A 24893-nucleotide genomic window follows, 5' to 3' on the forward strand; every position below is an offset into this window, starting at 1 on the left:
ATAGGGAGAGAAGAATGAACTACCGCCTGATGGGACTGGCTTTTGCCGGCGTACTGCTGGTGGGGTGCGCCAGTTCACCGGATAAGCAGCAGCAAGGGCGGTCTGATCCGCTTGAGGGCTTCAACCGGGCGATGTTCAGTTTTAACTACGATGTGCTGGACCCGTACATCGTGCGGCCTGCGGCGGTCGCCTGGCGCGACTACGTGCCGATGCCGGCCCGTAACGGCCTGAGTAACTTCACCGGCAACCTGGAAGAGCCGGCCACCATGGTTAACTACTTCCTGGAAGGCAAACCTTACGATGCGATGAAGCACTTTACCCGCTTCTTCCTCAATACCCTGCTGGGGATGGGCGGCCTGATTGATGTGGCCGGCATGGCAAACCCGCAACTGGCGCGCGAAGAGCCGCACCGGTTCGGCAGCACGCTGGGCTACTACGGCGTGGGCTACGGCCCGTATGTGGAGTTGCCGGGTTACGGCAGCTTTACCATCCGTGAGGATGGCGGCGAATGGGTAGACAAACTCTACCCGCCGCTGAGCTACCTGACCTTCTGGATGTCCGCCGGGAAATGGCTGGTGGAGGGGATCGAGACCCGCGCCCAGCTGCTCGACTCCGACGGCCTGCTGCGTAACGCCTCTGACCCGTACGTCATGGTACGTGAGGCCTACTTCCAGCGGCATGACTTCCTGGCGAGCGGCGGCAAACTCACCCCGGTCACCAACCCGAATGCCTCCGCGATTGAGGGCGATCTGGACGACATCGACGCGCAGTAAGCGGGTAAGCAGCCCGGTTTCTGACGAAAAAAAAGCGCCCTGCGGGGCGCTTTTTTATTGGGCAGATGGCATCAGAACAGGTAGTTGAAGTTAACCCCGTAGAGCCACGCTTTGCCTTCGGAATCAAACTCGTAGTTCGGCAGGCTGGCAGAAACAGACTCGCTGATATGCACCTTCTGGCCATGCATATAGGAGACGCCCACGTCCAGCGACGCATCCTCATTGAAGGCGTAGGTGGTACCGGCGCTGAGCCAGAAACGATCCTGATCCGGGATGGAGATGGTGCGGTTCTGGGCCGGGACCGGGCTGTCATCAAAGGCGATACCGGTGCGGAAGGTCCAGTTATCGTCGTAGTAATAGGTGGTACCGAGCGCCAGGCGGTAGGCGTCTTTAAAGCCTTCATGCTTTTCAAACAGCGTCTGGCCGCGGGTGCCGGTAGCTTTCAGCTCCTGGAACTGGCTCCAGCTGGTGTAGGTCAGGCTGTAGTGGATCGCCCATTTCGGCGCAACCCGGTTGTAACCGGAGACTTCCCACATTTCCGGCAGGTTGAGCGTCAGTGCACCGGGGATGGTGCTGCCGCCGGTGCCGCCGAGCTGCGCCGGCAGTTCATTGCGGTAGTCGCCGTCGAAGTCGATGTCGACTTTCGAGCGGTAGGTCAGGCTGTAGCGGTTATTGTCATCCACTTCATACAGCACCCCGGCGTTCCAGCCGTAACCCCATTCGTCACCTTTCAGGTGGGCGATCTGGGTGTCGGCGGCGATCAGGCCGCGGCTTGACAGCACGCCCGCCTCACCGGCGTTACGCTCAATCTTGGCGCGCGCGTAGACGGCATCAAACCCGACACCGACGCTGAAGTGCTGGTTCAGGCGGTAGGCGGTGCTGAGGTTGAAGTTCGCGGTTTTCAGGTCAGTTTTGCCGCCCATCGGGCCGGCGGTGTAGCCGCTGTTGAACTCGGTCGCCAGGCCGTAGTTGGAGGTCACAGACGCGCCTACCGACCACTGGTCATCCAGCGGCAGGATAAAGTGGATATTCGGCACCCACTCCGACGGCGCAATGTTGCTGGCGCTGGTGCTGGCCCCGGTCAGCGGGGAGCGGCCGGTGATGTCGACATCCGGGTCGATATAGATTGCGCCCACGGAGAACGCCGGGCGGTCAAACATGGTCATGGTGGCCGGGTTGCGGCTGCCGGAGGCGGCGCTGTCCGCAATCGCCCCTTCACCGGAAAATGAGCGCCCCAGCCCGGCGGCAGAATATTCATTCAATAAAAACCCCGCGGCAGAGGCCTGCGCGGAGATCAGAGCCATTGCTGCTGCCAGTGCAGTTCTTTTGAACAGGTTTTTCTGGTTCATGACCAAAACCTCATGTTATCTGTTTATTTTTAGCAATGTTACATAGCGTAACAAGGAGCGCGGATTGTAGGGTCCGAGGGGCTGCTGACAAATCAGACCAGTGAGCGAATTATAGGTCTGACCTCTGTTTAGGTTGCAATATTGTTTTCCAAATATTGCGGTTTTGATAACAAAAATTAGACGTTATTAACAAAATCGCGGGGCCGCACTCAGGCTGCGTGCCTTTCCTGCCGGTTTTTTGCCCGTTAGCGGTCATAACCCGCTGAAAAAGCCCTACAAACAGTAAGTGCTAGTGCATCCCCGGCCGCAGGCGTAAAATCTTACCTATCTTGTCATTCCCTTATTAATCCCTTACCAAGGAGCACACCATGTCCGATGCCATCAAAGCATGTCACGCCCAGGAAACCGCCGCCTGCTGCTGTGTCGATGTCGGCACCATTATGGATAACAGCGACTGCACCGCCGCGTACAGCCAGACTTTCGCTGACCGCGCCGCGGCAGAAGCGATGCTGGCGACCCTGACGGAAAAAGCGCGTCAGGTGGAATCTGACCCCTGTGAGATTGAAAGCCGCATCACACCGGAAGGCGAGGGCGTGCGGCTGGACGCCGGTTTTACGTTCGCCTGCCAGGCGGAAACCCTGATCTTCCAGCTCGGCCTGCGCTGATTTGCCTTGGGTTTTACGGTGTTTCACTCCCTCGCCCCGGCGGGGGATTTTTTTGCCCGTTATTACGCCTCCGCCTTGCCCGGCACCGCTTTTTTCTCTGCCGAAAAGGTGGGCAGGCTCCCACTTTCACGCTGTTGCGGTTTGCGGCATGTAAACATTTGGTTAAAAATAACCCCACGCAGGTCTGACCTGTTAACAGCAGACCTTTATCACCTCGGTTTCAGGAGCAGCTATGAGCAAGGGGTTACCGCTGGTTACACGCCACGGCGATCGCATCGCGATTGTGGATGGGTTGCGCACGCCGTTCGCCAAACAGGCCACGGCGTACCACGGCATCCCGGCCGTGGATCTCGGCAAAACGGTGGTCAGCGAACTGCTGGCGCGCAGCGGGCTGGATCCGCAGGTCATTGACCAGCTGGTGTTCGGCCAGGTGGTGCAGATGCCGGAAGCGCCGAACATCGCCCGTGAAATTGTGCTCGGCACCGGCATGGATGTGCAGACCGACGCCTACAGCGTGTCACGCGCCTGCGCCACCAGCTTCCAGGCGGTGGTGAATGTGGCGGAGAGCATCATGGCCGGCACGGTGCGGGCAGGCATCGCCGGGGGGGCAGACTCCTCCTCGGTGCTGCCGATTGGCGTCAGCAAAACGCTGGCGCGCACGCTGGTGGACGCCAACAAAGCGCGCACCCTGTCACAACGCCTGAAACTCTTCAGCCGCCTGCGCCCGCGCGATCTGCTGCCGGTGCCGCCCGCGGTGGCGGAGTACTCCACCGGCCTGCGCATGGGCGACACGGCGGAGCAGATGGCGAAAAGCCACCACATCAGCCGTGAAGATCAGGACGCACTGGCCCACCGCTCGCACCAGCGGGCCGCCGACGCCTGGAAAGCGGGGCACCTCCGGGAGCAGGTGATGGCCGCCCACTTCCCGCCGTACCGCACCCCGCTGGAGCAGGACAACAACATCCGCCAGGACTCCCAGCTGGCGCACTATGCGAAATTACGCCCGGCGTTTGACCGGCGGCACGGCAGCGTGACCGCCGCCAACAGCACGCCGCTCACCGACGGGGCCGCCGCCGTGTTGATGATGAGCGAATCGCGCGCCGCCGAGCTGGGCATGGCCCCGCTGGGCTACCTGCGCAGCTACGCCTTTACCGCCACTGACGTCTGGGAAGATATGCTGCTCGGCCCGGCCTACGCCACGCCGCTGGCGCTGGACCGCGCCGGGTTAACGCTGGAGGAACTGGACCTGATCGATATGCATGAGGCGTTCGCCGCCCAGACGCTGGCTAACCTGAAGCTGTTCGCCAGCCCCGCGTTTGCCCGCGACAAACTCCACCGCGACCGGCCCATCGGCGAGGTTGACCCGGAAAAATTCAACGTGCTGGGCGGCTCCATCGCCTATGGGCACCCGTTCGCCGCCACCGGTGCGCGGATGATCACCCAGATGTTGCACGAGTTGCGCCGCCGCGGCGGCCGTTTTGGCCTCACCACTGCCTGTGCCGCAGGCGGCCTGGGTGCGGCGATGATCCTGGAGGTGGCCTCATGAGCGTCGACAACACGCCGGTTTTAACGCCGGACGCGCCCGCCGCGGCTCCGCCGCCGGTCACCGCATTCCACTTCGCGCTGCGGCCCGACGGGGTCGGGGTGATCACCCTGGATGTGCCGGGCGAGAAGATGAACACCCTGAAGTCTGAATTTGCCGAACAACTGGCGCAGGTGCTGAAACAGGCGCAGGCGCAACCGGGGCTGGTGGGGCTGGTGATTTTCTCCGGCAAGCCGGACTCTTTTATTGCCGGGGCGGACATCAGCATGATCGCCGCCTGCCACAGCGCCGGTGAGGCGAGCCGGCTGGCGAAAAAGGGGCAGATGGCGATGGCGCAGATCGCCGGGTTCCCGGTGCCGGTGGCGGCGGCAATTAACGGCGCCTGCCTCGGCGGCGGGCTGGAGCTGGCGCTGGCGTGCCATTACCGCGTCTGCTCGCTGGAGGAGAAAACCGTGCTCGGCCTGCCGGAGGTGCAGCTTGGGCTGCTGCCCGGCTCCGGCGGCACCCAGCGGCTGCCGAGGCTGGTGGGCGTCGGCCAGGCGCTGGAGATGATCCTCACCGGCCGCCACCTGCGGGCGCGTCAGGCGCTGAAAATCGGGCTGGTGGATGAGGCGGTGCCGCGCGCGATCCTGCTGGAGAGCGCCGCCGCCCTGGTAAAACGCGGCTGGCGCTCATCGCGGCCGCTGCCGTGGCAGGCGCGGCTGATGGGCGGCCCGCTCGGCAAAACCCTGCTGTTCTCGTTGGTGCGCAAGAAAACCCTGGCGAAAACCCACGGCAACTACCCGGCACCGGAGCGGGTGCTGGAGGTGGTGCGCAAAGGGCTGGATGAGGGCAGCAGCAGCGGCTACGCGGCCGAGGCGCGGGCGTTTGGTGAGCTGGCGATGACGCCGGAATCCGCGGCGCTGCGCAGTCTGTTTTTCGCCTCGACGGCGCTGAAAAAAGCGCCCGGCAGTGCGGCAGAACCGGCCAACGTGGCGCGGGTCGGCGTACTGGGCGGCGGGCTGATGGGCGGCGGCATCGCCTGTGTCACCGCCACCCGCGCCGGGCTGCCGGTGCGGCTGAAAGACATCAGCCAGGCGGGGATCGGCCACGCGCTGAGAACCACCTGGGAGACGCTGGGCAAACAGGTGGCGCGCAAGCGGATCACCGCCGCCCGGCGCAGCCGCCAGATGCAACTCATCACCGGCACCACCACGTATCAGGGGTTTGGGCAGGTTGATCTGGTGATCGAGGCGGTGTTTGAGGATCTGGCGCTCAAGCAGCAGATGGTGGCGGAGGTGGAGCAGCACGCCGCGCCGCACACCATTTTCGCCTCCAACACCTCCTCTCTGCCTATCGCGCAGATTGCCGCGCAGGCGCAGCGGCCGCAGCAGGTGATTGGGCTGCACTACTTCAGCCCGGTAGACAAAATGCCGCTGGTGGAGGTGATCCCCCATGCCGGTACCGATGCGCGCACCCTCGCCACCACCGTGCGGCTGGCGCAGCAGCAGGGCAAAACGGCGATTGTGGTGGCGGATCGCGCCGGGTTTTACGTGAACCGCATCCTCGCCCCTTATATAAATGAAGCGGCGCGCTGCCTGCTGGAGGGGGAGCCGATCGACCATATCGATCGGGCGCTGGTGAAATTCGGGTTCCCGGTGGGGCCGATCCGGCTGCTGGATGAGGTCGGGATTGATGTCGGCACCAAAATTATCCCGGTGCTGGTGCGCGAGCTGGGGCCGCGTTTTGCTGCGCCGGAGGCGTTCGATGCAGTGCTGAAAGATGGCCGCAAAGGGCGCAAGAACCGCAGCGGCTTCTACCTTTACCCGGCGCGGGGAAAAGCCGACAAGCCCGACCCGTCGCTCTATGCGCTGTTGGGCGTTACGCCGCGCGCGGCGCTCACGGACGCGCAACTGGCGGAGCGCTGCGTGATGATGATGCTGAATGAGGCGGTGCGCTGCCTGGATGAACAGGTGATCCGCAGCGCGCGCGACGGTGACATCGGCGCGGTGTTCGGCATCGGCTTCCCGCCGTTCCTCGGCGGCCCGTTCCGCTACCTTGACCGGCTCGGCGCGGCGGAGGCGGTCAACCGCCTGCGGGCGCTGGAAGGGCGCTATGGCGAGCGGTTCGCCCCGTGCGGGCGGCTGGTGTCAATGGCGGAGGCGCAACAGCCTTTCTACCCCGCTGAACCCTGACAGCATGCGGGGAAACCGGGTAACACCACGGTTTCCCCGCTTTTTTGCAAAATTTAGTGACGGCGATCACTGACTCTGAGGGTAAGGCGGCCGCAGGCTGTACACGTTATACACAGCGGACTACCGTAAAAAGAGCGGTGCCGGAAGATAAACCGACATTTTACAAAACTTTTCGTGCGGTTACGGCCGTGAATAAGATATTGAATTGCTGGTTAAGTAACCAGTATTCCCAGGGGAAGGCCGGGGTTGCTCTAAAAAACAGCATTTTCTTTGTGAGAACTTTCAGGCAAAATGCCCGGCCGCCATAAGAGAGAGACGGCGCGTTATCGTTATCAGGTTGCCCCGGGGAGACTGGGGAAGTCAGCGATACAGCACGCGACGCGTTTCTGTATGGCGTTATTTTGTCAACAAAAACGGTGCAATATGCAAGTTTTGATTATGCGTCACGGTGAGGCTGCCCTTGAGGCCGCCAGCGATTCAGCCAGACCGCTTACCCAGTGTGGCCGTGATGAGTCCCACCAGATGGCGGTATGGCTGAATGCCAAACCGCTGGAGATTGACCGCGTACTGGTCAGCCCCTATCTGCGGGCCGAACAGACCCTGGCGACCCTGCGCACGGCGCTGGCCCTGCCGGCGGGTGAAGAGGTGCTGCCGGAGCTGACCCCGGGCGGGGATGCGGCGTTAGTGACCAGTTACTTACAGGCGCTGGCGAAAAAGGGCCTCTCCACGGTGCTGGTGGTCTCCCATCTGCCGCTGGTCGGCTACCTGGTGGCGGAGCTCTGCCCCGGTGAATGCCCGCCGATGTTCGCCACCTCTGCTGTCGCCGGCATCACGCTGGACGCCGACACCGGCCGCGGCACCTTCGACTGGCAGCTCAGCCCGGCACAGGTGCTGGCCCGCGCCTGATCTTCCGGCCGGGCGTCCCATGCCCGGCCGCCGTCACGGTTACTCCGCCAGCTCGACCAACACCAGCAGCGCCGCATCACCGCCGAACGCTTTCGGTGCCTGGTGGAAGGCCAGCACATCCGGGTGCTGCGCCAGCCACAGCGGCGTCTGCTGCTTCAGGATATGTTTGCCGTGCCCGTGCATCACGCAGGCGCAGTGAACGTGCTCCCGCCGGCAGGCGGCAATCAGCGCCCCCAGCTCCTGCTTCGCCTCATGCTGCGTCAGCCCGTGCAGGTCGAGGAACAGCTCCGGCGAATAGTCGCCGCGCCGCAGCTTCTTCACTTCAAAATGGTCGGTGCCGGGCCGCACGTAGCGCATCGGGCCGTCGCTCTCCAGCAAAGGCTGGAACACATCCGAGAAGTAGTAGGTCGCGTCGATCTGCTCCTGCATCAGCCGCTTCGGGGCGGGAGCCTTCACTTTCTGGCGCACTTTCGGGTGGACCCGGGTGTCGTTATGCAGTTGCCGGGTGCCCGCCAGGGACTCCCGGAACAGCTGTTGCTCCTCACTGCTGAGCGAAAATCGTTTTTTCATGCGTCGTCATCGCGAAAGGGGAGAGTAAAAAGTTAACCCCAGTTTACCTATTCCGGCATGAAAAGTCCGGCCCGCCGCACGGCGCGCCGCTGACTGTGACTATAGCTGCTGATTTGTCAGCGGCTTCATGGCACACTAGACGGCATTTTGTAAGGCGGCGGCACACGCCCGCCGCAGCGTGGGAGAACACCTTGGACAAGATTTTCGTCGACGAAGCCGTCAGTGAACTGCATACCATTCAGGATATGCTGCGCTGGGCCGTCAGCCGTTTCAATGCGGCTAACCTTTACTACGGCCACGGCACCGACAACGCCTGGGATGAGGCGGTGCAGCTGGTGCTGCCGAGCCTCTACCTGCCGATGGACATCCCGGCGGACATGCACACCGCGCGCCTGACCTCCAGCGAGCGCCAGCGCATCGTGGAGCGGGTGATCCGCCGCGTCAATGAGCGCGTGCCGGTGGCCTACCTCACCAACAAAGCGTGGTTCTGCGGCCTGGAGTTCTACGTCGATGAGCGGGTGCTGGTGCCGCGTTCGCCGATTGGCGAGCTGATCGACAACCGCTTCAGCGGCCTGATCGCCGACAACCCGCGCCATATCCTCGACATGTGCACCGGCAGCGGCTGTATCGCCATCGCCTGCGGTTACGCCTTCCCGGAAGCGGAAGTGGACGCGGTGGACATCTCCGAGGATGTACTGGCCGTGACCGAGCGCAACATCCAGGAGCACGGCGTGGAGAACCAGGTGACGCCGATCCGCTCTGACCTGTTCCGCGCGCTGCCGGCGCTGAAGTACGACCTGATCGTCACCAACCCGCCTTATGTGGATGAAGAGGACATGGCCGACCTGCCGGACGAGTTCCGCTTCGAGCCGGAGCTGGGGCTGGCCGCCGGCAGCGACGGCCTGAAACTGGTGCGCCGCATCCTGGCCTGCGCGCCGGACTACCTGAGCGAGCAGGGCGTGCTGATCTGCGAAGTCGGTAACAGCATGGTGCACCTGATGGATCAGTACCCGGAGATCCCGTTCACCTGGCTGGAGTTTGAGAACGGCGGTGACGGCGTCTTTATGCTGACCCGCCAGCAGCTGCTGGACTGCCACGCGCACTTCGCGATGTACCGCTCGTAACCACGGGCCTGCCGCGCCGGGCACGTTCACCCGGCGCGGCCTCTTTCAAGCATTCAGATAACCAAGACAACGGTAAGGAGCCGTGATGGCAGGGAACAGTATTGGTCAATTTTTCCGCGTCACCACCTTTGGTGAATCCCACGGCGTCGCCCTGGGCTGCATTATCGACGGGGTGCCGCCCGGCATTCCTATCACCGAGGCTGACCTCCAGCACGATCTGGACCGCCGCCGCCCCGGCACCTCCCGCTACACCACCCAGCGCCGCGAGCCGGATCAGGTCAAAATCCTCTCCGGCGTGTTTGAAGGCGTCACCACCGGCACCAGCATCGGCCTGCTGATCGAGAATACTGACCAGCGCTCGCAGGACTACAGCGCGATCAAGGATGTGTTCCGCCCCGGCCACGCCGACTACACCTATGAACAGAAATATGGCCTGCGCGACTACCGCGGCGGCGGCCGCTCCTCGGCCCGTGAAACCGCGATGCGCGTGGCCGCCGGGGCGATTGCCAAAAAATACCTGCAGATGAAGCACGGCGTGCAGGTGCGCGGTTACCTGGCGCAGATGGGCGACATCCGCTGTGAGCTGAAAGAATGGGATCAGGTCGAGCAGAACCCGTTCTTCTGCCCCGACCCGGCGAAGCTGGAAGCGCTGGACGAACTGATGCGCGCGCTGAAAAAAGAGGGCGACTCCATCGGGGCCAAAGTCACGGTGGTGGCGGAGAACGTCCCGGCCGGGCTGGGCGAACCGGTGTTTGACCGCATTGATGCCGATCTGGCCCATGCGCTGATGAGCATCAATGCCGTCAAGGGCGTGGAAATCGGCGACGGCTTTGAGGTGGTGACCAAGCGCGGCAGCGAAAACCGCGACGAAATCACCCCGGACGGCTTCCAGAGCAACCATGCGGGCGGCGTGCTGGGCGGCATCAGCAGCGGCCAGCCGGTGATTGCGCACCTGGCGCTGAAACCGACCTCCAGCATCATGGTGCCGGGCCGTACCATCAACCGGCAGGGTGACGCGGTAGAGATGGTGACCCGCGGCCGCCACGACCCGTGCGTCGGCATCCGCGCGGTGCCGATCGCCGAAGCGATGATGGCGATCGTGCTGATGGACCACCTGCTGCGCCAGCGTGCGCAGTGCGCCGATGTCTCCACCACGATCCCACGTTGGTAAGCCGATGAGCAAACCCCTTCTTGCCGCACTGTTAGGCGGCCTGGCGCTGCTCACGGCACTGCCCGCGGCAGCGCTGACGCCGTGGCAGCAGCTCACCCACCCGGTGGCCGGTGCGCCGCAGTCGATCGGCGGCTATGCCAACGGCTGTATCGTCGGCGCGCGGCCGCTGCCGTTGCAGTCGCCCGATTACCAGGTGATGCGCCCCGACCAGCGCCGCTATTTCGGCCACCCGCACCTGCTCGACTTTATCAACCGGTTGACCCGCCAGGCGCACCAGCGCGGGCTGGGCACGGTGCTGATTGGCGACATGGGCATGGCGGCCGGTGGCCGGTTCAGCAGCGGCCACGCCAGCCACCAGTCGGGGCTGGATGTGGACATCTGGCTGCAACTGCCAACGCAGCGCTGGACGCCGCAACAATTGCTGAAGCCGCAGCCGATCGATCTGGTCACGGCGGACGGCAAACAGGTGGTCAGCCGCCACTGGCAGCCGCAGATTGAGCAGCTGATCAAGATGGCCGCGCAAGATAACCAGGTGGCGCGCATTTTCGTCAATGCGGCGATCAAAAAGCGCCTCTGTGCCGATGCAGGCAGCGACCGCGCCTGGCTGAACAAGGTGCGGCCGTGGTTCGCCCACCGCGCCCATATGCATGTGCGCCTGACCTGCCCGGCAGACAGCCTGGAGTGCGAAGAGCAGGCCCCGCCGCCGCCGGGTGACGGCTGCGGCGCGGAGCTGGAGAGCTGGTTCCTGCCGCCGAAACCGTCCACCGGCAAGCCGGGCAAAGCGCTGCCGCCGCCGTTGCCGCCATCGTGTCAGGCCTTGCTGGATAACCACTTCGGAGAGTGATCATGGAAGGTATTCTTCTCGGGCCGGAGATGCTCGGCATTCTGTTCGCCGTGGCGCTGCTGGCCGGGTTTATCGACTCGATCGCCGGGGGGGGCGGGTTGCTCACCGTCCCTGCGCTGCTGGCGGTGGGCGTGCCGCCCGCGCAGGCGCTGGCGACCAATAAGTTGCAGTCGGTGGGCGGCTCCTTCTCCGCCAGCCTCTACTTTGTGCGCCGCGGCGCGGTAAAACTCAGCGAGCAGAAGCTCACCATCCTGCTGACCTTTATCGGCGCGATGACCGGGGCGATCATGGTGCAGCATATGCGCGCCGACCTGCTGCGGCAGATTTTGCCGCTGCTGGTGGTGGGCATCGGCCTCTACTTCCTGCTGACGCCGCGGCTCGGCGAGGAGGAGCGGGCGCAGCGCCTCACCGGGCTGGCGTTCGGGCTGGCGGCCGGGGGCTGCGTCGGCTTTTATGACGGCTTCTTCGGGCCGGGGGCCGGTTCCTTCTATGCGCTGGCCTACGTGACGCTCTCCGGCTTTACGCTGGCCAAAGCCACCGCCCACGCCAAGGTGCTGAACTTCACCTCCAACGCCGGTGGCCTGCTGCTGTTTATCCTCGGCGGCAAGGTGATCTGGGGCATCGGGCTGGTGATGCTGGTGGGGCAGGTGCTCGGCGCGCGGCTCGGCGCGCACATGGTGCTGACCCGCGGGCAGAAACTGATCCGCCCGATGATTGTGCTGGTGTCGCTGGTGATGAGCGGCAAACTGCTGTATGACAATCACGGCCCGGAAATCCAGCACTGGCTGGCGCTGCACCTGGCGTAACGGCAACGCAGCGATTCAGAAAAAGTGCGGCTTGCCTTTTTCCCCAGGGCCGGTAGGGTTATCGCCTTTCCGGCCCGTTACTTTTTACGACATGAACATGATGAACACGACCCAGGCAGAGACCACACACCACTATCCGCAGCTGATTGAGATCTTCAACGGCTGCTTCAGCGACGACTTCAACACCCGGCTGGTGCGCGGAGAGGGCGAACCGATCTACCTGCCCGCCGATGAGGAGACCCCTTACCACCGCATCGAATTCGCCCACGGCTACTACGCCAGCGCGCTGCATGAGATCTCCCACTGGTGCATCGCCGGGGAGGCACGCCGCCAGCAGGTCGATTTCGGCTACTGGTACTGCCCGGACGGGCGCGACGCCCAGACCCAGTCTGAATTTGAGCAGGTCGAGATCAAGCCGCAGGCGCTGGAGTGGATGTTCTGCGTGGCGGCGGGCTTTCCGTTTAACGTCAGTTGTGACAATCTGAGCGGCGATGTGGAGCCGGATCGCATCGCGTTCCAGCGCAAAGTGCGCGAACGGGTGCTTCACCTGCTGGCAGAGGGCATCCCGGCGCGTCCGGCACGCTTTATTAACGCGTTACATTCGTTTTACAATACGCCAACGCTGACCGCCGAGGATTTTCCCTACCCGGAAGATCTCTGAGCACAGCATTCGCCCCGATTGATGAATGAGGAAGAGTGATGATCGCTGAATTTGAAGCGCGTATTCTGGCGCTGATTGATGACATGGTGGACCGCGCCAGTGACGATGAACTGTTTGCGGGCGGTTACCTGCGCGGTCATCTGACCCTGGCGGTGGCGGAAGCTGAAGAGAACGGCGAACATACGCCGCAGGCGCTGAAGCAGCGTGTGGAGATCAGCCTGAATAAAGCGATTCACGCCGGGGAACTCGCGCCGCGCGATCAGGTGCTGGTGCAGGCGATGTGGGACAACCTCTACCATCAGGCGCAGATCGAATCCTGATTCAGGCTGAAACCGCGCTGACAAAAAGGGCCTCATGACGAGGCCCTTTTTCATGGCGTCAAGGTCAGCCTGCGTCGCTGACTGGGCGGCCCTTGAGGAGCTTCCTGACCCAGAAGCGGTTCGGGTTGAGCGCCGCCAGCACGTCGGTGGGGCAGGGCTGCGGCTCGCCGTGGATCTGGGCCGCCAGAATCTCCGCCACCAGCGGGGCAGTGGTCAGGCCGCGCGCGCCGAGTGCGCCGAGCAGGTAGAAGTTGGCATAGCCCGGCGCATCCGGGATTGCGGCCCCGGCGGCGCGCTGGCGCGGCAGGTCAGCGTAGGCGGCCAGCGTGGCCTCAAAATCCGGGGCCTGGCCCACCAGCGGCAGGTGGTCGCGGGTGGCACAGCGCACGCCGCTGCGGGCGTTTCCGGCGGAGACATCCACCTCCTGCGGCCAGCGGCTGTCCGGCAGGCAGTCGATCAGCCGCTGGCGGTTCTGCTGCTGCTCCTCAATGCGGTAGCCGGTGTCGGTGTCACCGCGCTGGTAGCTGGCGCCGATGCAGTGCTGCCCGCTGGCGTCGGCCGGGGCGAGGTAACCGTCATAGCAGAGCACCTGTTGCAGTTGGCTCAGTGCCGGGGTGGTCGGGATATGGGAGACCTGGCCGCGCACCGGGTAGGCAGGCAGGGCGATAAAGTCCGTCAGGCGGTGGCCGTTCGCCAGCACCAGCGTGGCGTGGTGCGCCGTGGCACCTTCCGCAAACGCCAGTTGCCAGCCGTTCTCTTGCGGTGTCAGGCTTGTTAAGGTGTGGTTAAACGCCAGCGTCACGCCGCGTTCCGCCAGCCAGCCCAGCAGGGCGCGGGTCAGCTGGGCCGGGCAGAGCCAGCCGCCAAGGGGGTAGCGCACGCCGCCGAAGCCGGTCTCCACGCCGCTGTGGCGCGCCATCTCCTCCACGCTCTGCGCCTGCGCCAGTGCCTGCGGCCAGCCCGCTGCCAGCAGGGCGGCGATTTTGCGGCTGCTGCGCTCATCATAGGCGAGCTGGCCGACGCCGCCCCAGTCGCCGTCAAACTGCACGCCCCGCGCCGCCAGCTGCGGGTAGTGGCGGCGGGCAAAGGTAAAGGCGGCAGCGAAGAACTGCTCGAACGCATCCTGATGGCCGTTCAGCAGTGGGTAGACCGCCCCCTGCCGGTTACCGGAGGCCCCCTGCGCCGCCTCGCTCTCTGCGCAATAGAGGGTGACGCGGCTGCCGCGCTGCCACAGCGCCAGCGCCAGCATGGCACTGGCGATGCCGCCGCCGACAATCGCCACGTCAGCGTGGTTATCCGCCGCCGGGCGCGCATACCAGGGCGCGGCGGCGGGCAGGGCGGGCTGCTCGCCCATCACCCCGGCGAGCATCTCCCGCTTCTGGCCGAAGCCTTTGATCTTCTGCACCGCAAACCCGGCCTGCTGCAACCCGCGCCGCACAAAGCCCGCTGCCGTAAAGGTGGCGAAGGTGCCGCCGGGGCGCGCCAGCCGCGCCATCGCCTGGAACAGCGTCTCTGACCACATATCCGGGTTTTTGGCGGGCGCAAAGCCGTCGAGGAACCAGGCATCAACCTGCTTTTCCAGGCTGGCATCCGCCTGCGCAAACCACTGGTTGGCATCCCCGAACCAGAGATCCAGCGTCACCGCGCCGCCCGCCAGCAGCAGCCGGTGGCAGCCGGAGAACGGCAGCGGCCACTGTTCGCGCAGCGCCTGCGCGTACTCTGCCAGCTCCGGCCAGCGTGCATGGGCCGCCGCCAGATCCTCCACCGACAGCGGGAACTTCTCCACGCTGATGAAGTGCAGCTGTTGCAGCACGGCATCCGGGTTCTCCCGGTGGAAGCGGTCAAACGCCTGCCACAGCGTCAGGAAGTTGAGGCCGGTGCCGAAGCCGGTCTCCGCCACGATACAGCGGCGGCGCGGAGACCGGGCAAAGCGGGCCGGGAAGCCGTTGCTCTGCAGGAAAACGTGGCGCGTCTCCTCCAGCCCGTCCTGGTTGGAAAAATAGACGTCATCGAACTGTTGCGAAACAGGTGTACCCTGTTCATTCCAGCTCAGGCTGGCGGGTTGGATTGGGGAGTGGTTCACGCGCGATACTCATGGCTCAAGGGTTGGCGGGGATTTTAGCGGCGCGCTTATCCCGGCGCAAATTTGCATATAATAAGCAGACTGTTGCTGATCGGACTTGTTCGGCGTACAACTGTACGCTAGAGTGCGTGGCAAAATCCCGACTTAAAAGTGGAAGAGGTATTACATGAAACGTGCAGTGATTACTGGCCTGGGGATTGTCTCAAGTATTGGTAATAACAAACAGGAAGTTCTGGCCTCCCTGCAGGAAGGGCGTTCAGGGATCACTTTCTCACAGGAGCTGAAAGATTCCGGTATGCGCAGCCACGTATGGGGCGATGTGAAACTGGATACCACCGGCCTGATTGACCGCAAGATCATGCGCTTCATGAGTGATGCCTCTGTTTACGCTTATCTCTCCATGCAGGAAGCGATCAAGGATTCCGGTCTGACGGATGAGATGGTCTCCAACGAGCGCACCGGCCTGATTGCCGGTTCCGGCGGCGGCTCCCCGCGCAACCAGGTTGCCGGTTCCGACGGCATGCGCGCCAAAGGGCTGCGCGGCGTTGGCCCGTACATGGTGACCAAGGCGATGGCTTCCGGTGTCTCCGCCTGCCTCGCGACCCCGTTCAAAATCCGCGGCGTGAACTACTCCATCAGCTCCGCCTGTGCCACCTCCGCACACTGCATCGGCAACGCGGTTGAGATGATCCAGCTCGGCAAACAGGACGTGGTCTTTGCCGGCGGCGGCGAAGAGCTCTGCTGGGAGATGGCCTGTGAGTTCGACGCCATGGGCGCGCTCTCCACCAGCTACAACGACTGCCCGGAAAAAGCTTCCCGCACCTACGACCAGGCGCGTGACGGTTTCGTGATCGCCGGTGGCGGCGGTATGGTTGTCGTCGAGGAGCTGGAACACGCTCTGGCACGCGGCGCGCACATCTACGCAGAGATCGTCGGCTACGGCGCGACCTCTGACGGCGCAGACATGGTGGCCCCGTCCGGTGAAGGCGCAGTGCGCTGCATGAAGATGGCGATGCAGGGCCTGGATACCCCGGTTGACTACATCAACGTCCACGGCACCTCCACCCCGGTGGGTGACGTGAAAGAGCTGGGCGCGATCCGTGAAGTGTTCGGCAACACCACCCCGGCCCTCTCCGCCACCAAAGCGATGACCGGCCACTCCCTGGGTGCCGCAGGCGTGCAGGAAGCGATCTACAGCCTGCTGATGCTGGAGCACGGGTTCATTGCGCCGAGCATCAACATCGAGCAGCTGGACGAGAAAGCAGAAGGCATGGACATCATCACCCAGCCGACCCAGCGCGCGCTGACCACCGTGATGTCCAACAGCTTCGGCTTCGGCGGCACCAACGCCACGCTGGTGATGCGCAAGTTCGCCCAGTAAGCCCTGGCCGCTGTTGATAAAAACCCGCTCCGGCGGGTTTTTTTACGCCTGCCGGGAGAGATACATCACGTTTTTGTATTCATCGCGTTGATGCTATTCATCGTTATGATACGTTGACCGCAGTAGGATTGTGACTGCAACCGCAGGCAAGACCTGATCGAACGGCTTAGGCCGGGCGGTCGGGTTTTTTTGTTTTCAGGGCATGAGAATGCAGATCGCCAAGATACTCAATAACAATGTGGTGGTGGTGCTGGACGGCCACGGGCAGGAGCAGGTGGTGATGGGGCGCGGCATCGGCTTCCAGAAGCAGGTGGGCGAGGCTATCCGCCGGGAGGCGGTCGAGAAGATTTTCGCCCTGAAGGGCAACGATCTCACGGCCCGGCTCGGCGAGCTGCTCAGCCATATCCCGCTGGAGGTGATGACCACCTGTGACTGCATCATTACCCAGGCGGCGGCCAGACTCGGCACGCTGCATGAGAGCCTCTGTATCTCACTGGCGGACCACTGCTACCACGCCATTGAGCGGCAAAAGCTCGGCACGCCGCTGCGCAACGGCCTGCTGTGGGAGATCGCCCGGCTCTACCCGAAAGAGTTCGCGCTGGGGCGGGAGGCGGTGGCGCTGATCGCCCGGCGGTTAAAGGTGCAGCTGCCGGATGATGAGGCGGGGTTTATCGCCCTGCATCTGGTCAATGCCCAGCTTAACGGCAATATGCCGGAAGTGATGCACGTGACGCGGGTGATGCAGGAGATTCTGCAGATCGTCAAATACCAGCTGGCGCTGGATTATGACGAGGCCTCCCTGAGCTACCACCGCTTTGTGACGCACCTGAAGTTTTTTGCCCAGCGGATGCACGCCCGCACGGGCGTAGAGAGCGATGACCTCTCGCTGCACGATGCCGTCAAAGCGACCTATCCGCAGGCGTACCGCTGCGCGGGCAAAGTCGCGCAGCATATGGCCGGCCAGTACCAGCAGGCGCTGACCAAAGAAGAGCTGATGTTCCTTGCTATCCACATTGAGCGGGTACGCAAGGAGGGGCGGCTGCCGCCCGGCTAAGCGCCGTCAGCACACAGGATTGTTACTGCCGTCAGGCGGGCAAAACCTGAATGTTCCCGGTTGCCGGCAGGCAGCGCGGGGGCATTCAGGTTTTTTTTTGCCCCCGGCGGCCTGTCACCCTAACAGGAGAAGAGGCAATGGATACCCAGCAGACGGCACGCGACATCCTCAACGGGGTGGGCGGCCGGGAAAACATACTCAGCGTGATGCACTGCGCCACCCGGCTGCGCTTCCGGCTGCGCGCGCGTGACAAAGCAGATGCCGACGCGCTGAAACAGCACCCCGGCGTGATCATGGTGGTAGAGAGCGGCGGCCAGTTCCAGGTAGTGATCGGCAACCACGTCGGCGACGTCTGCCGGGCGCTGATGCAGCAGGCCGGGCTGGGCGAGAGCAGCGCGCCGGACGCGGAAGGCAGCGCCGCCCGGCAGAACCTGTTCAGCCGTTTTATTGACGTCGTCTCCGGCATCTTTACGCCGGTGATCGGGCTGATGGCGGCCTCCGGCATCCTGAAAGGGCTGCTGGCACTGGCGCTGGTCTGCGGCGTGCTGGAGGAGAACAGCGGCACCTACCGGATCTTCTTCGCCGCCGGGGACGCGATGTTCACCTTCCTGCCGCTGATTTTAGGCTACACCGCCGGGAAAAAATTCGGCGGCAACCCCTTTGTGACGATGGCCATCGGCGGCGCGCTGATGCACCCGCTGATGCTGGCCGCCTTCCAGGCGGAGAGCAGCGGCACCGGCGCGCCCTTCACCTTCTTCGGCCTGCCGGTGACGCTGATCAACTACAGCGGCTCGGTGATCCCGATCCTGTTTGCGGCCTGGGTCAGCTGCTGGCTGGAGAAAACCCTCGCCCCACGGCTGCACAGCAGCATCCGCAACTTCTTTACGCCGCTGCTCTGCCTGATGATTACCCTCCCGCTGACGTTCCTGCTGATTGGCCCTGCCGCCACCTGGCTCAGCCAGCAATTGGCCAACGGCCTTCAGACGATCTACATCTTCGCGCCGTGGCTGGCCGGGGCGGTGATGGGGGCGTTATGGCAGGTCTGCGTGATCTTCGGCCTGCACTGGGGGCTGGTGCCGCTGATGATGAACAACCTCAGCGTGCTGGGGCATGACACCCTGCTGCCGCTGGTAGTCCCGGCGGTGATGGGGCAGGCGGGGGCGGCGCTCGGCATGTTCCTGCTCAGCCGTGAACCGCGCAAACGGGCGCTGGCCGGTTCCGCCTTTACCGCGGCGCTGTTCGGCATCACCGAACCGGCGGTCTACGGCGTAACCTTACCGGCAAAACGGCCGTTTATCTTCGGCTGCCTGGGCGGGGCGATCGGAAGCGGCATCATGGGCTTCTACCTCACCAACGCTTACTCCTTCGGGTTTGCGAGCATCTTCACCTTTGCGCAGATTATCCCGCCCGGCGGCATCGACCGCACCGTGTGGGCGGGGATTACCGGCTCCCTGCTGGCGCTGCTGTTTGCCGCTGTGATGACCCGGCTGTTCGGGGTCTCTGCGGCTGCAGCCGCCCCGGCCGCCCCAGCCGCAGAGACGCCGCCTGCTGCGCCTGCCTCCGGCGAGACCCTGCTCAGCCCGATGAGCGGCACCCTGGTGGCGCTGGATCAGGTGCCGGACAAAACCTTCGCCAGCGGCCTGCTCGGCAAAGGGGTGGCGATTGTGCCGGAAGAGGGGCGCGTCACCTCACCGGTGGACGGGGAGGTCGCCTCGGTGTTCGCCACCCGCCACGCCATCGGCATCGCCTCCACGGGCGGCAGTGAAATACTTATCCATGTCGGCATCGATACCGTAAAACTCAACGGCGACCATTTTACCGCCCATGTCAAAGCGGGCGACCGGGTCGCGGCCGGTGACCTGCTGCTGACCTTTGACCCGCAGGCGATCAAGGCCGCCGGGTATGACCTCACCACCCCGATGCTGGTCAGCAACAGTGACGACTTTACCGACGTGCTCTGCGTGCCGGGCGCCCGCATCCTGGGCCGGGCGCCGCTGCTGACGGTGATTCATTAATCAATAAGGAGAGAACCATGACACAACCATTTCCGGCCGATTTCCTCTGGGGCGGGGCGATTGCCGCCAACCAGGTCGAGGGTGCCTACCTGACGGACGGCAAAGGGCTGTCCACCTCTGACCTGCAACCGCGCGGCATCTTCGGCGAGATCGTGGAGCGCCGTGAGGGCGACCACGGCATCAAGGATGTGGCGATCGACTTCTACCACCGCTACCCGGAAGACATTGCGCTGTTCGCGGAGATGGGCTTTACCTGCCTGCGTATCTCCATCGCCTGGACGCGCATCTTCCCGCAGGGCGACGAGGCGGAGCCGAATGAGGCGGGGCTGGCGTTCTATGACCGGGTGTTTGATGAGATGGCGAAGTACAACATCACGCCGCTGGTGACGCTCTCCCACTATGAGATGCCCTACGGGCTGGTGAAAAACCACGGCGGCTGGGGCAGCCGCGAGACCATCGGCTGCTTTACCCGCTATGCGCGCACGGTGTTCCGGCGCTACGGCGCGAAGGTCAAACACTGGCTGACCTTCAATGAGATCAACATGTCGCTGCACGCGCCGTTCACCGGCGTCGGCCTGCCGGAGGAGAGCAGCAAAAGCGAGATTTACCAGGCGATCCACCACCAGCTGGTGGCCAGCGCCGCGGCGGTAAAAGCGCTGCATGAGGAAATCCCGGACGGCAAAATCGGCAATATGCTGCTGGGCGGGCTGCTCTACCCGCTCTCCTGCCACCCGGACGACGTGCTGGAGACCCAGCGCCAGAACCGCGACTGGCTGTTCTTCGGCGACGTGCAGGCGCGCGGCTACTACCCGGCCTACATGAACCGCTACTTCCGCGAGAACGGCATCCAGATTGAGATCACCGCCGAAGACCGCGAGACGCTGAAAGAGACTATCGACTTCATCTCCTTCAGCTACTACATGACCGGCTGCGTCACCACCGACGAGTCGCAAAACCAGAAGGCGCGCGGCAACATCCTCAATATGGTGCCGAACCCGCACCTCGCCAGCTCAGACTGGGGCTGGCAGATCGACCCGGTGGGGCTGCGCATCCTGCTCAACTTGCTGTGGGATCGCTACCAGAAGCCGCTGTTTATCGTCGAGAACGGCCTGGGGGCGAAGGATAAGATCGAGGCGGACGGCAGCATCCGGGACGACTACCGCATCCAGTACCTGAATGACCACCTGGTGCAGGTGGGTGAGGCGATTGAGGATGGCGTGGAGGTAATGGGCTACACCTGCTGGGGGCCGATCGATCTGGTCAGCGCCTCGAAGGCGGAGCTGTCGAAGCGCTACGGCTTCATCTACGTGGACCGCGATGACAACGGCGAAGGCACGCTGGAACGCCGCCGCAAAAAAAGCTTCAGCTGGTACCAGGAGGTGATCCGCAGCAACGGCGGGAGCCTGACGCGCTGATCCGCCCCCGCTACCCTCTGCCCCGTAAGCCGGTGTTTGCGGGGCACTTTCCAGAATTGCGCACCGCACTGGCATAATCCCGCACGCCGCGTTACCTTCTCTCTCCCGTTTCCTGAGAGCCGTTCCCTATGGTCAAGACGCTGTTTTACCGCCTGTTCCGCAGCCTGTTCCACGATCGCCTGTTACAGGCGCTGCTGCTGCTGGGGGCCGTGCTCACCGCGCTGCACCCGGCGGCGGTGCGCACCTTCCCGGCTGCCGTGGACTGGCCCACGATCGTCACCCTGCTGGGGTTGCTGCTGCTGACCAAAGGGGTGGAGAGCAGCGGCTTCTTTGACCTGCTGGGGCGGGCGATGATCCGCCGCCTGCACCGCGAGCGGCCGCTGGCGCTGTTTATGGTGGCCGCCGCCGCGCTGCTTTCCACCTTTATGACCAACGACGTGGCGCTGTTTATTGTGGTGCCGCTGACCATCACGCTGAAAAAACTCTCCGCATTGCCGGTAACGCGGCTGATCATTTTCGAGGCGCTGGCGGTGAATGCCGGGTCACTGCTGACGCCGATCGGCAACCCGCAGAACATCCTGCTGTGGAACCGTGCCGGGGTGTCGTTTGCCGCCTTTACCGGCCAGATGCTGCCGCTGATGGCGGTGAGCATGGCGCTGCTGCTGGCGCTGACCTGGTTCAGCTTCCCGGCGCGGCCGATCCGCGATGTGCGGCTGCCGGAGGGCACCGCCTGCCGTAAGCCACTGCTGATCACCTGCGCGCTGCTTTACCTGCTGTTTCTGGTGTCGGTGGAGCTGGGGGCGGCGGGGTATGGCCTGCTGGCAGTGCTGGCCGGGTTGCTGCTGCTGGCGCGGCGGGTGCTGGTGCAGATCGACTGGGGGCTGATTCTGGTGTTTATCGCGATGTTCATCGACATCCGGCTGCTGGCGGATCTGCCGCTGCTGCGGCCGCTGATCGCCCAGATCCCCGGGCTGCCGGAGGGCGGGCTTTACCTGCTCGGCATCGGGTTATCGCAGCTGATCAGCAACGTGCCGGCCACCATCCTGCTGATGAACACGGTGCCCTCCAGCGTGCTGGTGGCCTATGCGGTGAACATCGGCGGCTTCGGGCTGGCGATCGGCTCACTGGCGAACCTGATTGCCCTCAGGATGGCCGGTGACCGGCGCATCTGGCTGCGGTTCCACCTCTACTCACTGCCGTTTCTGCTGGTCAGCGCGCTGGCAGGCTGGGCGCTGCTGGCGCTGACCGCCTGAGGTCAGAACAGTAACCAGAGGATAACCAGCACCACGCAGCAGGCTGCGAACAGCAGCGGCACGCCGCCGGCCCCCTGCAGGGGCCGCGGCAGCAGGGCGATCAGCGGGCTGACCAGCGGCTGCGGGGCCGGGGTGGCCTGCACCATCGACGCCGAGGTCGCGCTGCGGTCAACGCGGCGGCTGAACAGCATCCCCAGCAGGTCGTGCAGCTGCGCGGCGGTGAGCGGGGTGGCGGGCCCGGCGTTGAACTGCGTCTGGGCGTACTCCGTTAACTGCTGTTGCTCCTCGGCGCTGGCCGGGTGCTTCAGCGCCGTATGCAGGCTGTGCAGCGTCGGGCTGGTCTGCTGGCTCAGGGCGTGGCGCGCCTGCAGGTATTGGGTGATCACCTGGAAGTGGCGCGCGGGCATCGGATCCGTGGTGGAGACCCCGGCCAGCCGGAACAGCTCCTGCCACAGTTTGGCCGGTTTCTCGCCGGTGGCGGCGCTGAGGCGCGCCACCTGCTGTTGCAGGCTGCGCTGTTCGGCGGGCAGCACCGGCCGGTCCATCACCGGGGTCTGTTGCGGCGGCGGGATGGTCAGCCCGCCGGACTGGATCAGCGCCAGTACCTGATGCAGCTGCTCATGGCTCAGCTGGCTCAGCACCGTGTGGCCGAAATTCTGCCGGATGAAATCGCTGACCGCCTGCCGGTTATTGCCGAGCGGCAGCAGCTCCGTGAGCTGTTGCAGCAGCTGGCGGGTGGCATGGCTCTCCTGCGCACTGCTCAGGCGGCTTTGCAGGTTCTGCTCCGCCTGCGGGAACTGCCCGGCGCTGATCTCCCCCTCGTTCGGCACGTGCAGGTCGTGGCGCAGCGTGGCCCACAGCTCGGCGGCCTTCATCGGCGTCAGCGCCATGATCTTCACCACCAGTTTCTCCAACGTGGTGCGCTGTGCGGAGGTGAGCGGCTGGTTCTCGCCGGGCGGGGTCGGCCCGGTTTTGGCTGACGGCAGGTGCCGGTCACTGACCGGAGGGGTGCCGGGGCCGCTCAATGGTTGCATAGCGTTGAAGTCCTTAATGTACAGAGGAGAGCCGGATGCCGCGCAGGGGAATCGCCGGGGGCGGCAGTGTGGGCAAATGATACCAACCTGTACCCATCACGGATAGTGATGAATGTCGCTTAAATCATCGGCGGGGGCCGATTGCTCACTCCGTCCCCATTTTCTGCGGCGGCGCTCTCCGCGGTGTGCCCCGGGTGCCGGCTTTGCGCCCGGCATAACGCCATCGCCCGTGCCAGCCGCTCAATGCCGGCGAGGGTGCGCTCCGGCGTGTTGGCGCTGAAATTGAGCCGCAGGGTGAACTCTGCCTGCGGGTTGTCCCGGTAGAAGCAGGCCCCGCGCGCAAAGGTCACCTTCTCCTGCCACGCCAGCGGCATCAGCCGTGACACCGGGATATCCGGCGGCAGTTGCAGCCAGAGGAACAGCCCGCCCGCCGGTAGCTCCATGCGGCACCCTTCCGGCAGGTGGCGCGCCAGCGCCTCTGCCGCCACATCGCGCAGCCGGCGGTAGAGGCGGCAGGCGCGCTGGAGCTGGCGCTGGTAACTGCCCACAGTGACGAAGGCGTCCAGCGAGCGCTGGAGCAGGCTGGAGGTGGTGAAGCTGTCGAGATGTTTGCGCTGCGCCAGCCGCGGGTAGAGCACCGCGTCCGCCACCAGATAGCCGATGCGGATGCTCGGCATCAGCATCTTGGAAAAGGTGCCGATGTAGATCACGCCGCCCCCGGTGGCCAGCGATCGCAGCGAAGGCAGCGCCGCCCCCTCGTAACGCAGGTCACCGACAAAATCGTCCTCCAGCAGCGTCACCCCGGCGGCCGCGGCCAGCGCCACCAGTTGCCGGCGGCGCGGTTCGCTCAGGCAGCGCCCGGTGGGGTTCTGGAAATTGGGGATGGTGTAGATCAGTGCCGGGCGGTGCGCCGCCAGCAGGGCGGGCAGGGCGTCGGTGCAGAGGCCATCGGCATCGCAGGGGATCGGCACGGTGCGGATGCCCTGAAGCGCAAACAGCGTCAGCGCCTCGGCGTAGGTCGGCTCCTCCACCAGGACCGTGTCGCCGGGGCGCAGCAGCGTCTGGCTTACCAGGCTCAGCGCCTGCTGCGAGCCGTTGGTGATCAAAATCTGCTCCGGCCGCGCCGGGATGCCCTGCAACGAAAGGATGCGCGCCAGCGTATCGCGCAGCGGGTAGTAACCGCAGTAGTCACCGTAGTGGAACGCCTCATCCGCATGGCGGCGCAACACCGAATGCATCACCTTGCGGAACGCCTCCTGCGGGAAGATGCGCGGGTTGCCGATCCCGGCGGCAAAATTGATCACCTCCGGCGGCAATGGGGTGTCGGCGTGCCCATCCAGCCGCGATGCGCCGGTGGTAAAAGGGTCAACCGGAAAGGCCCCGTCATCAAAAGGCGTTGGGCGGCCCGCTGTGCGGGCGGGTGGGGCGTAAGGGTGGCGCACATAGGCCCCGCTGCCGCGCCGCGCCTCTAAAAAACCTTTGGCCGCCAGCTCACCGTAGGCGTTCTCCACCGTCAGGCGGCTGATGGCCAGTTCCGCCGCCAGCATCCGGGTGGAGGGGAGCTTGTCCCCCTCTTTGAGGCTGCCGTCGAGAATGGCGCAGCGCAGGGTCTCCTCAATCTGAAGGTAGAGCGGGATCACGCTGTGGCGATCGAGGGGGATGTGCATACGGCTCCTGGGCGGCAGAAAAGGGAAAGTGGCCTGCTTAAGATTAATAGTAAGTGGCTCTGGCCGGAAAGGGGCAGGGGCGTAA

21 protein-coding genes are annotated in these 24893 nt (G+C 64.4%); 16 read left to right on the forward strand and 5 right to left on the reverse strand.

Annotated features, from left to right (window positions below; all coding sequences use genetic code 11):
- The first annotated feature begins 14 nt into the window (after positions 1 to 14).
- Entirely contained in the window at positions 15 to 773 is a 759-nt protein-coding gene (mlaA, locus tag CYR32_RS12090) for a phospholipid-binding lipoprotein MlaA (protein WP_101824667.1), read from the forward strand.
- A 71-nt stretch (positions 774 to 844) separates the two neighbouring features.
- Here the strand turns inward: mlaA and fadL are convergent, their stop codons facing one another.
- Entirely contained in the window at positions 845 to 2122 is a 1278-nt protein-coding gene (gene fadL, locus CYR32_RS12095) for a long-chain fatty acid transporter FadL (protein ID WP_101824669.1), read from the reverse strand.
- A 368-nt stretch (positions 2123 to 2490) separates the two neighbouring features.
- Here fadL and CYR32_RS12100 point away from each other — a divergent pair, with 368 nt between their 5' ends.
- The 4 genes from CYR32_RS12100 (at position 2491) to sixA (ending at position 7410) form a co-directional block, all read left to right on the forward strand.
- On the forward strand, positions 2491 to 2787 hold the full coding sequence (locus CYR32_RS12100; protein ID WP_101824671.1) for a YfcZ/YiiS family protein: 297 nt from the start codon (positions 2491 to 2493) through the stop codon (positions 2785 to 2787).
- A gap of 232 nt (positions 2788 to 3019) precedes the next feature.
- Positions 3020 to 4333 carry an acetyl-CoA C-acyltransferase FadI gene (gene fadI / locus CYR32_RS12105; protein WP_101824673.1) on the forward strand — a complete coding sequence of 438 codons (1314 nt, stop codon included), beginning with the start codon at positions 3020 to 3022 and terminating at the stop codon, positions 4331 to 4333.
- Entirely contained in the window at positions 4330 to 6504 is a 2175-nt protein-coding gene (gene fadJ, locus CYR32_RS12110) for a fatty acid oxidation complex subunit alpha FadJ (RefSeq protein ID WP_101824675.1), read from the forward strand. Before fadI ends, fadJ begins: the two co-directional genes overlap by 4 nt.
- A 423-nt stretch (positions 6505 to 6927) precedes the next feature.
- Positions 6928 to 7410 (forward strand): phosphohistidine phosphatase SixA, encoded by a 483-nt coding sequence (sixA, locus tag CYR32_RS12115; RefSeq protein WP_101824678.1) that lies wholly within the window; start codon positions 6928 to 6930, stop codon positions 7408 to 7410.
- A 39-nt stretch (positions 7411 to 7449) separates the two neighbouring features.
- Here the strand turns inward: sixA and smrB are convergent, their stop codons facing one another.
- The gene (gene smrB, locus CYR32_RS12120; protein ID WP_101824680.1) at positions 7450 to 7980 is read right to left on the reverse strand and encodes an endonuclease SmrB; all 531 of its coding nucleotides are present in this window, start codon (positions 7978 to 7980) and stop codon (positions 7450 to 7452) included.
- Between the two features lie 191 nt (positions 7981 to 8171).
- On the opposite strand from smrB, the gene prmB reads away from it, so the two are divergent.
- The 6 genes from prmB (at position 8172) to CYR32_RS12150 (ending at position 12906) form a co-directional block, all read left to right on the forward strand.
- Positions 8172 to 9104 carry a 50S ribosomal protein L3 N(5)-glutamine methyltransferase gene (gene prmB, locus CYR32_RS12125; RefSeq protein ID WP_101824682.1) on the forward strand — a complete coding sequence of 311 codons (933 nt, stop codon included), beginning with the start codon at positions 8172 to 8174 and terminating at the stop codon, positions 9102 to 9104.
- An 85-nt stretch (positions 9105 to 9189) separates the two neighbouring features.
- On the forward strand, positions 9190 to 10275 hold the full coding sequence (gene aroC, locus CYR32_RS12130; RefSeq protein ID WP_101824685.1) for a chorismate synthase: 1086 nt from the start codon (positions 9190 to 9192) through the stop codon (positions 10273 to 10275).
- A 4-nt stretch (positions 10276 to 10279) separates the two neighbouring features.
- On the forward strand, positions 10280 to 11119 hold the full coding sequence (gene mepA, locus CYR32_RS12135; RefSeq protein ID WP_101824687.1) for a penicillin-insensitive murein endopeptidase: 840 nt from the start codon (positions 10280 to 10282) through the stop codon (positions 11117 to 11119).
- Positions 11120 to 11121: 2 nt separating this feature from the next.
- Positions 11122 to 11925, forward strand: coding sequence for a sulfite exporter TauE/SafE family protein (locus tag CYR32_RS12140; protein ID WP_101824689.1), 804 nt, complete (start codon positions 11122 to 11124; stop codon positions 11923 to 11925).
- Between the two features lie 100 nt (positions 11926 to 12025).
- Complete coding sequence (locus CYR32_RS12145) at positions 12026 to 12586, forward strand: elongation factor P hydroxylase (protein ID WP_101824691.1); 561 nt, start codon at positions 12026 to 12028, stop codon at positions 12584 to 12586.
- A gap of 38 nt (positions 12587 to 12624) precedes the next feature.
- A complete protein-coding gene (locus CYR32_RS12150; protein WP_101824693.1) occupies positions 12625 to 12906 on the forward strand; it encodes a YfcL family protein in 282 nt (93 codons plus the stop codon).
- 64 nt (positions 12907 to 12970) lie between these two features.
- On the opposite strand, the gene mnmC is transcribed toward CYR32_RS12150, so the two are convergent.
- Entirely contained in the window at positions 12971 to 14989 is a 2019-nt protein-coding gene (gene mnmC / locus CYR32_RS12155) for a bifunctional tRNA (5-methylaminomethyl-2-thiouridine)(34)-methyltransferase MnmC2/FAD-dependent 5-carboxymethylaminomethyl-2-thiouridine(34) oxidoreductase MnmC1 (RefSeq protein WP_101824694.1), read from the reverse strand.
- Positions 14990 to 15155: 166 nt separating this feature from the next.
- On the opposite strand from mnmC, the gene fabB reads away from it, so the two are divergent.
- The 5 genes from fabB to CYR32_RS12180 all read left to right on the forward strand — a co-directional run bounded on the left by fabB (position 15156) and on the right by CYR32_RS12180 (position 22107).
- Positions 15156 to 16370 (forward strand): beta-ketoacyl-ACP synthase I, encoded by a 1215-nt coding sequence (gene fabB / locus CYR32_RS12160; protein ID WP_101824697.1) that lies wholly within the window; start codon positions 15156 to 15158, stop codon positions 16368 to 16370.
- A 208-nt stretch (positions 16371 to 16578) separates the two neighbouring features.
- Entirely contained in the window at positions 16579 to 17424 is an 846-nt protein-coding gene (gene licT / locus CYR32_RS12165; protein ID WP_101824699.1) for a BglG family transcription antiterminator LicT, read from the forward strand.
- A 137-nt stretch (positions 17425 to 17561) separates the two neighbouring features.
- Entirely contained in the window at positions 17562 to 19439 is a 1878-nt protein-coding gene (gene bglF, locus CYR32_RS12170) for a PTS beta-glucoside transporter subunit IIABC (RefSeq protein WP_101824702.1), read from the forward strand.
- 17 nt (positions 19440 to 19456) lie between these two features.
- Complete coding sequence (locus CYR32_RS12175; RefSeq protein WP_101824704.1) at positions 19457 to 20854, forward strand: glycoside hydrolase family 1 protein; 1398 nt, start codon at positions 19457 to 19459, stop codon at positions 20852 to 20854.
- Positions 20855 to 20982: 128 nt separating this feature from the next.
- Complete coding sequence (locus tag CYR32_RS12180) at positions 20983 to 22107, forward strand: SLC13 family permease (RefSeq protein ID WP_101824706.1); 1125 nt, start codon at positions 20983 to 20985, stop codon at positions 22105 to 22107.
- Positions 22108 to 22109: 2 nt separating this feature from the next.
- Here the strand turns inward: CYR32_RS12180 and flk are convergent, their stop codons facing one another.
- A complete protein-coding gene (flk, locus tag CYR32_RS12185; RefSeq protein ID WP_101824708.1) occupies positions 22110 to 23141 on the reverse strand; it encodes a flagella biosynthesis regulator Flk in 1032 nt (343 codons plus the stop codon).
- Positions 23142 to 23260: 119 nt separating this feature from the next.
- Positions 23261 to 24808 carry a MocR-like pyridoxine biosynthesis transcription factor PdxR gene (gene pdxR / locus CYR32_RS12190; protein WP_101824710.1) on the reverse strand — a complete coding sequence of 516 codons (1548 nt, stop codon included), beginning with the start codon at positions 24806 to 24808 and terminating at the stop codon, positions 23261 to 23263.
- Positions 24809 to 24893 lie beyond the last annotated feature (85 nt).

Origin of the sequence: Chimaeribacter coloradensis (assembly GCF_002858715.1) — a bacterium.
GTDB classification, from domain to species: Bacteria; Pseudomonadota; Gammaproteobacteria; order Enterobacterales; family Enterobacteriaceae; genus Chimaeribacter; species Chimaeribacter coloradensis.

Coding starts and splice junctions, on each gene's coding strand:
- CYR32_RS12140 (WP_101824689.1), top strand. CDS start 11,122: ATGGAAGGTATTCTTCTCGGGCCGGAGATGCTCGGCATTCTGTTCGCC.
- CYR32_RS12145 (WP_101824691.1), top strand. CDS start 12,026: ATGAACACGACCCAGGCAGAGACCACACACCACTATCCGCAGCTGATT.
- pdxR (WP_101824710.1), bottom strand. CDS start 24,808: ATGCACATCCCCCTCGATCGCCACAGCGTGATCCCGCTCTACCTTCAG.
- fadJ (WP_101824675.1), top strand. CDS start 4,330: ATGAGCGTCGACAACACGCCGGTTTTAACGCCGGACGCGCCCGCCGCG.
- bglF (WP_101824702.1), top strand. CDS start 17,562: ATGGATACCCAGCAGACGGCACGCGACATCCTCAACGGGGTGGGCGGC.
- CYR32_RS12180 (WP_101824706.1), top strand. CDS start 20,983: ATGGTCAAGACGCTGTTTTACCGCCTGTTCCGCAGCCTGTTCCACGAT.
- fadL (WP_101824669.1), bottom strand. CDS start 2,122: ATGAACCAGAAAAACCTGTTCAAAAGAACTGCACTGGCAGCAGCAATG.
- CYR32_RS12100 (WP_101824671.1), top strand. CDS start 2,491: ATGTCCGATGCCATCAAAGCATGTCACGCCCAGGAAACCGCCGCCTGC.
- sixA (WP_101824678.1), top strand. CDS start 6,928: ATGCAAGTTTTGATTATGCGTCACGGTGAGGCTGCCCTTGAGGCCGCC.
- CYR32_RS12150 (WP_101824693.1), top strand. CDS start 12,625: ATGATCGCTGAATTTGAAGCGCGTATTCTGGCGCTGATTGATGACATG.
- fadI (WP_101824673.1), top strand. CDS start 3,020: ATGAGCAAGGGGTTACCGCTGGTTACACGCCACGGCGATCGCATCGCG.
- flk (WP_101824708.1), bottom strand. CDS start 23,141: ATGCAACCATTGAGCGGCCCCGGCACCCCTCCGGTCAGTGACCGGCAC.
- fabB (WP_101824697.1), top strand. CDS start 15,156: ATGAAACGTGCAGTGATTACTGGCCTGGGGATTGTCTCAAGTATTGGT.
- aroC (WP_101824685.1), top strand. CDS start 9,190: ATGGCAGGGAACAGTATTGGTCAATTTTTCCGCGTCACCACCTTTGGT.
- licT (WP_101824699.1), top strand. CDS start 16,579: ATGCAGATCGCCAAGATACTCAATAACAATGTGGTGGTGGTGCTGGAC.
- mepA (WP_101824687.1), top strand. CDS start 10,280: ATGAGCAAACCCCTTCTTGCCGCACTGTTAGGCGGCCTGGCGCTGCTC.
- smrB (WP_101824680.1), bottom strand. CDS start 7,980: ATGAAAAAACGATTTTCGCTCAGCAGTGAGGAGCAACAGCTGTTCCGG.
- CYR32_RS12175 (WP_101824704.1), top strand. CDS start 19,457: ATGACACAACCATTTCCGGCCGATTTCCTCTGGGGCGGGGCGATTGCC.
- mlaA (WP_101824667.1), top strand. CDS start 15: ATGAACTACCGCCTGATGGGACTGGCTTTTGCCGGCGTACTGCTGGTG.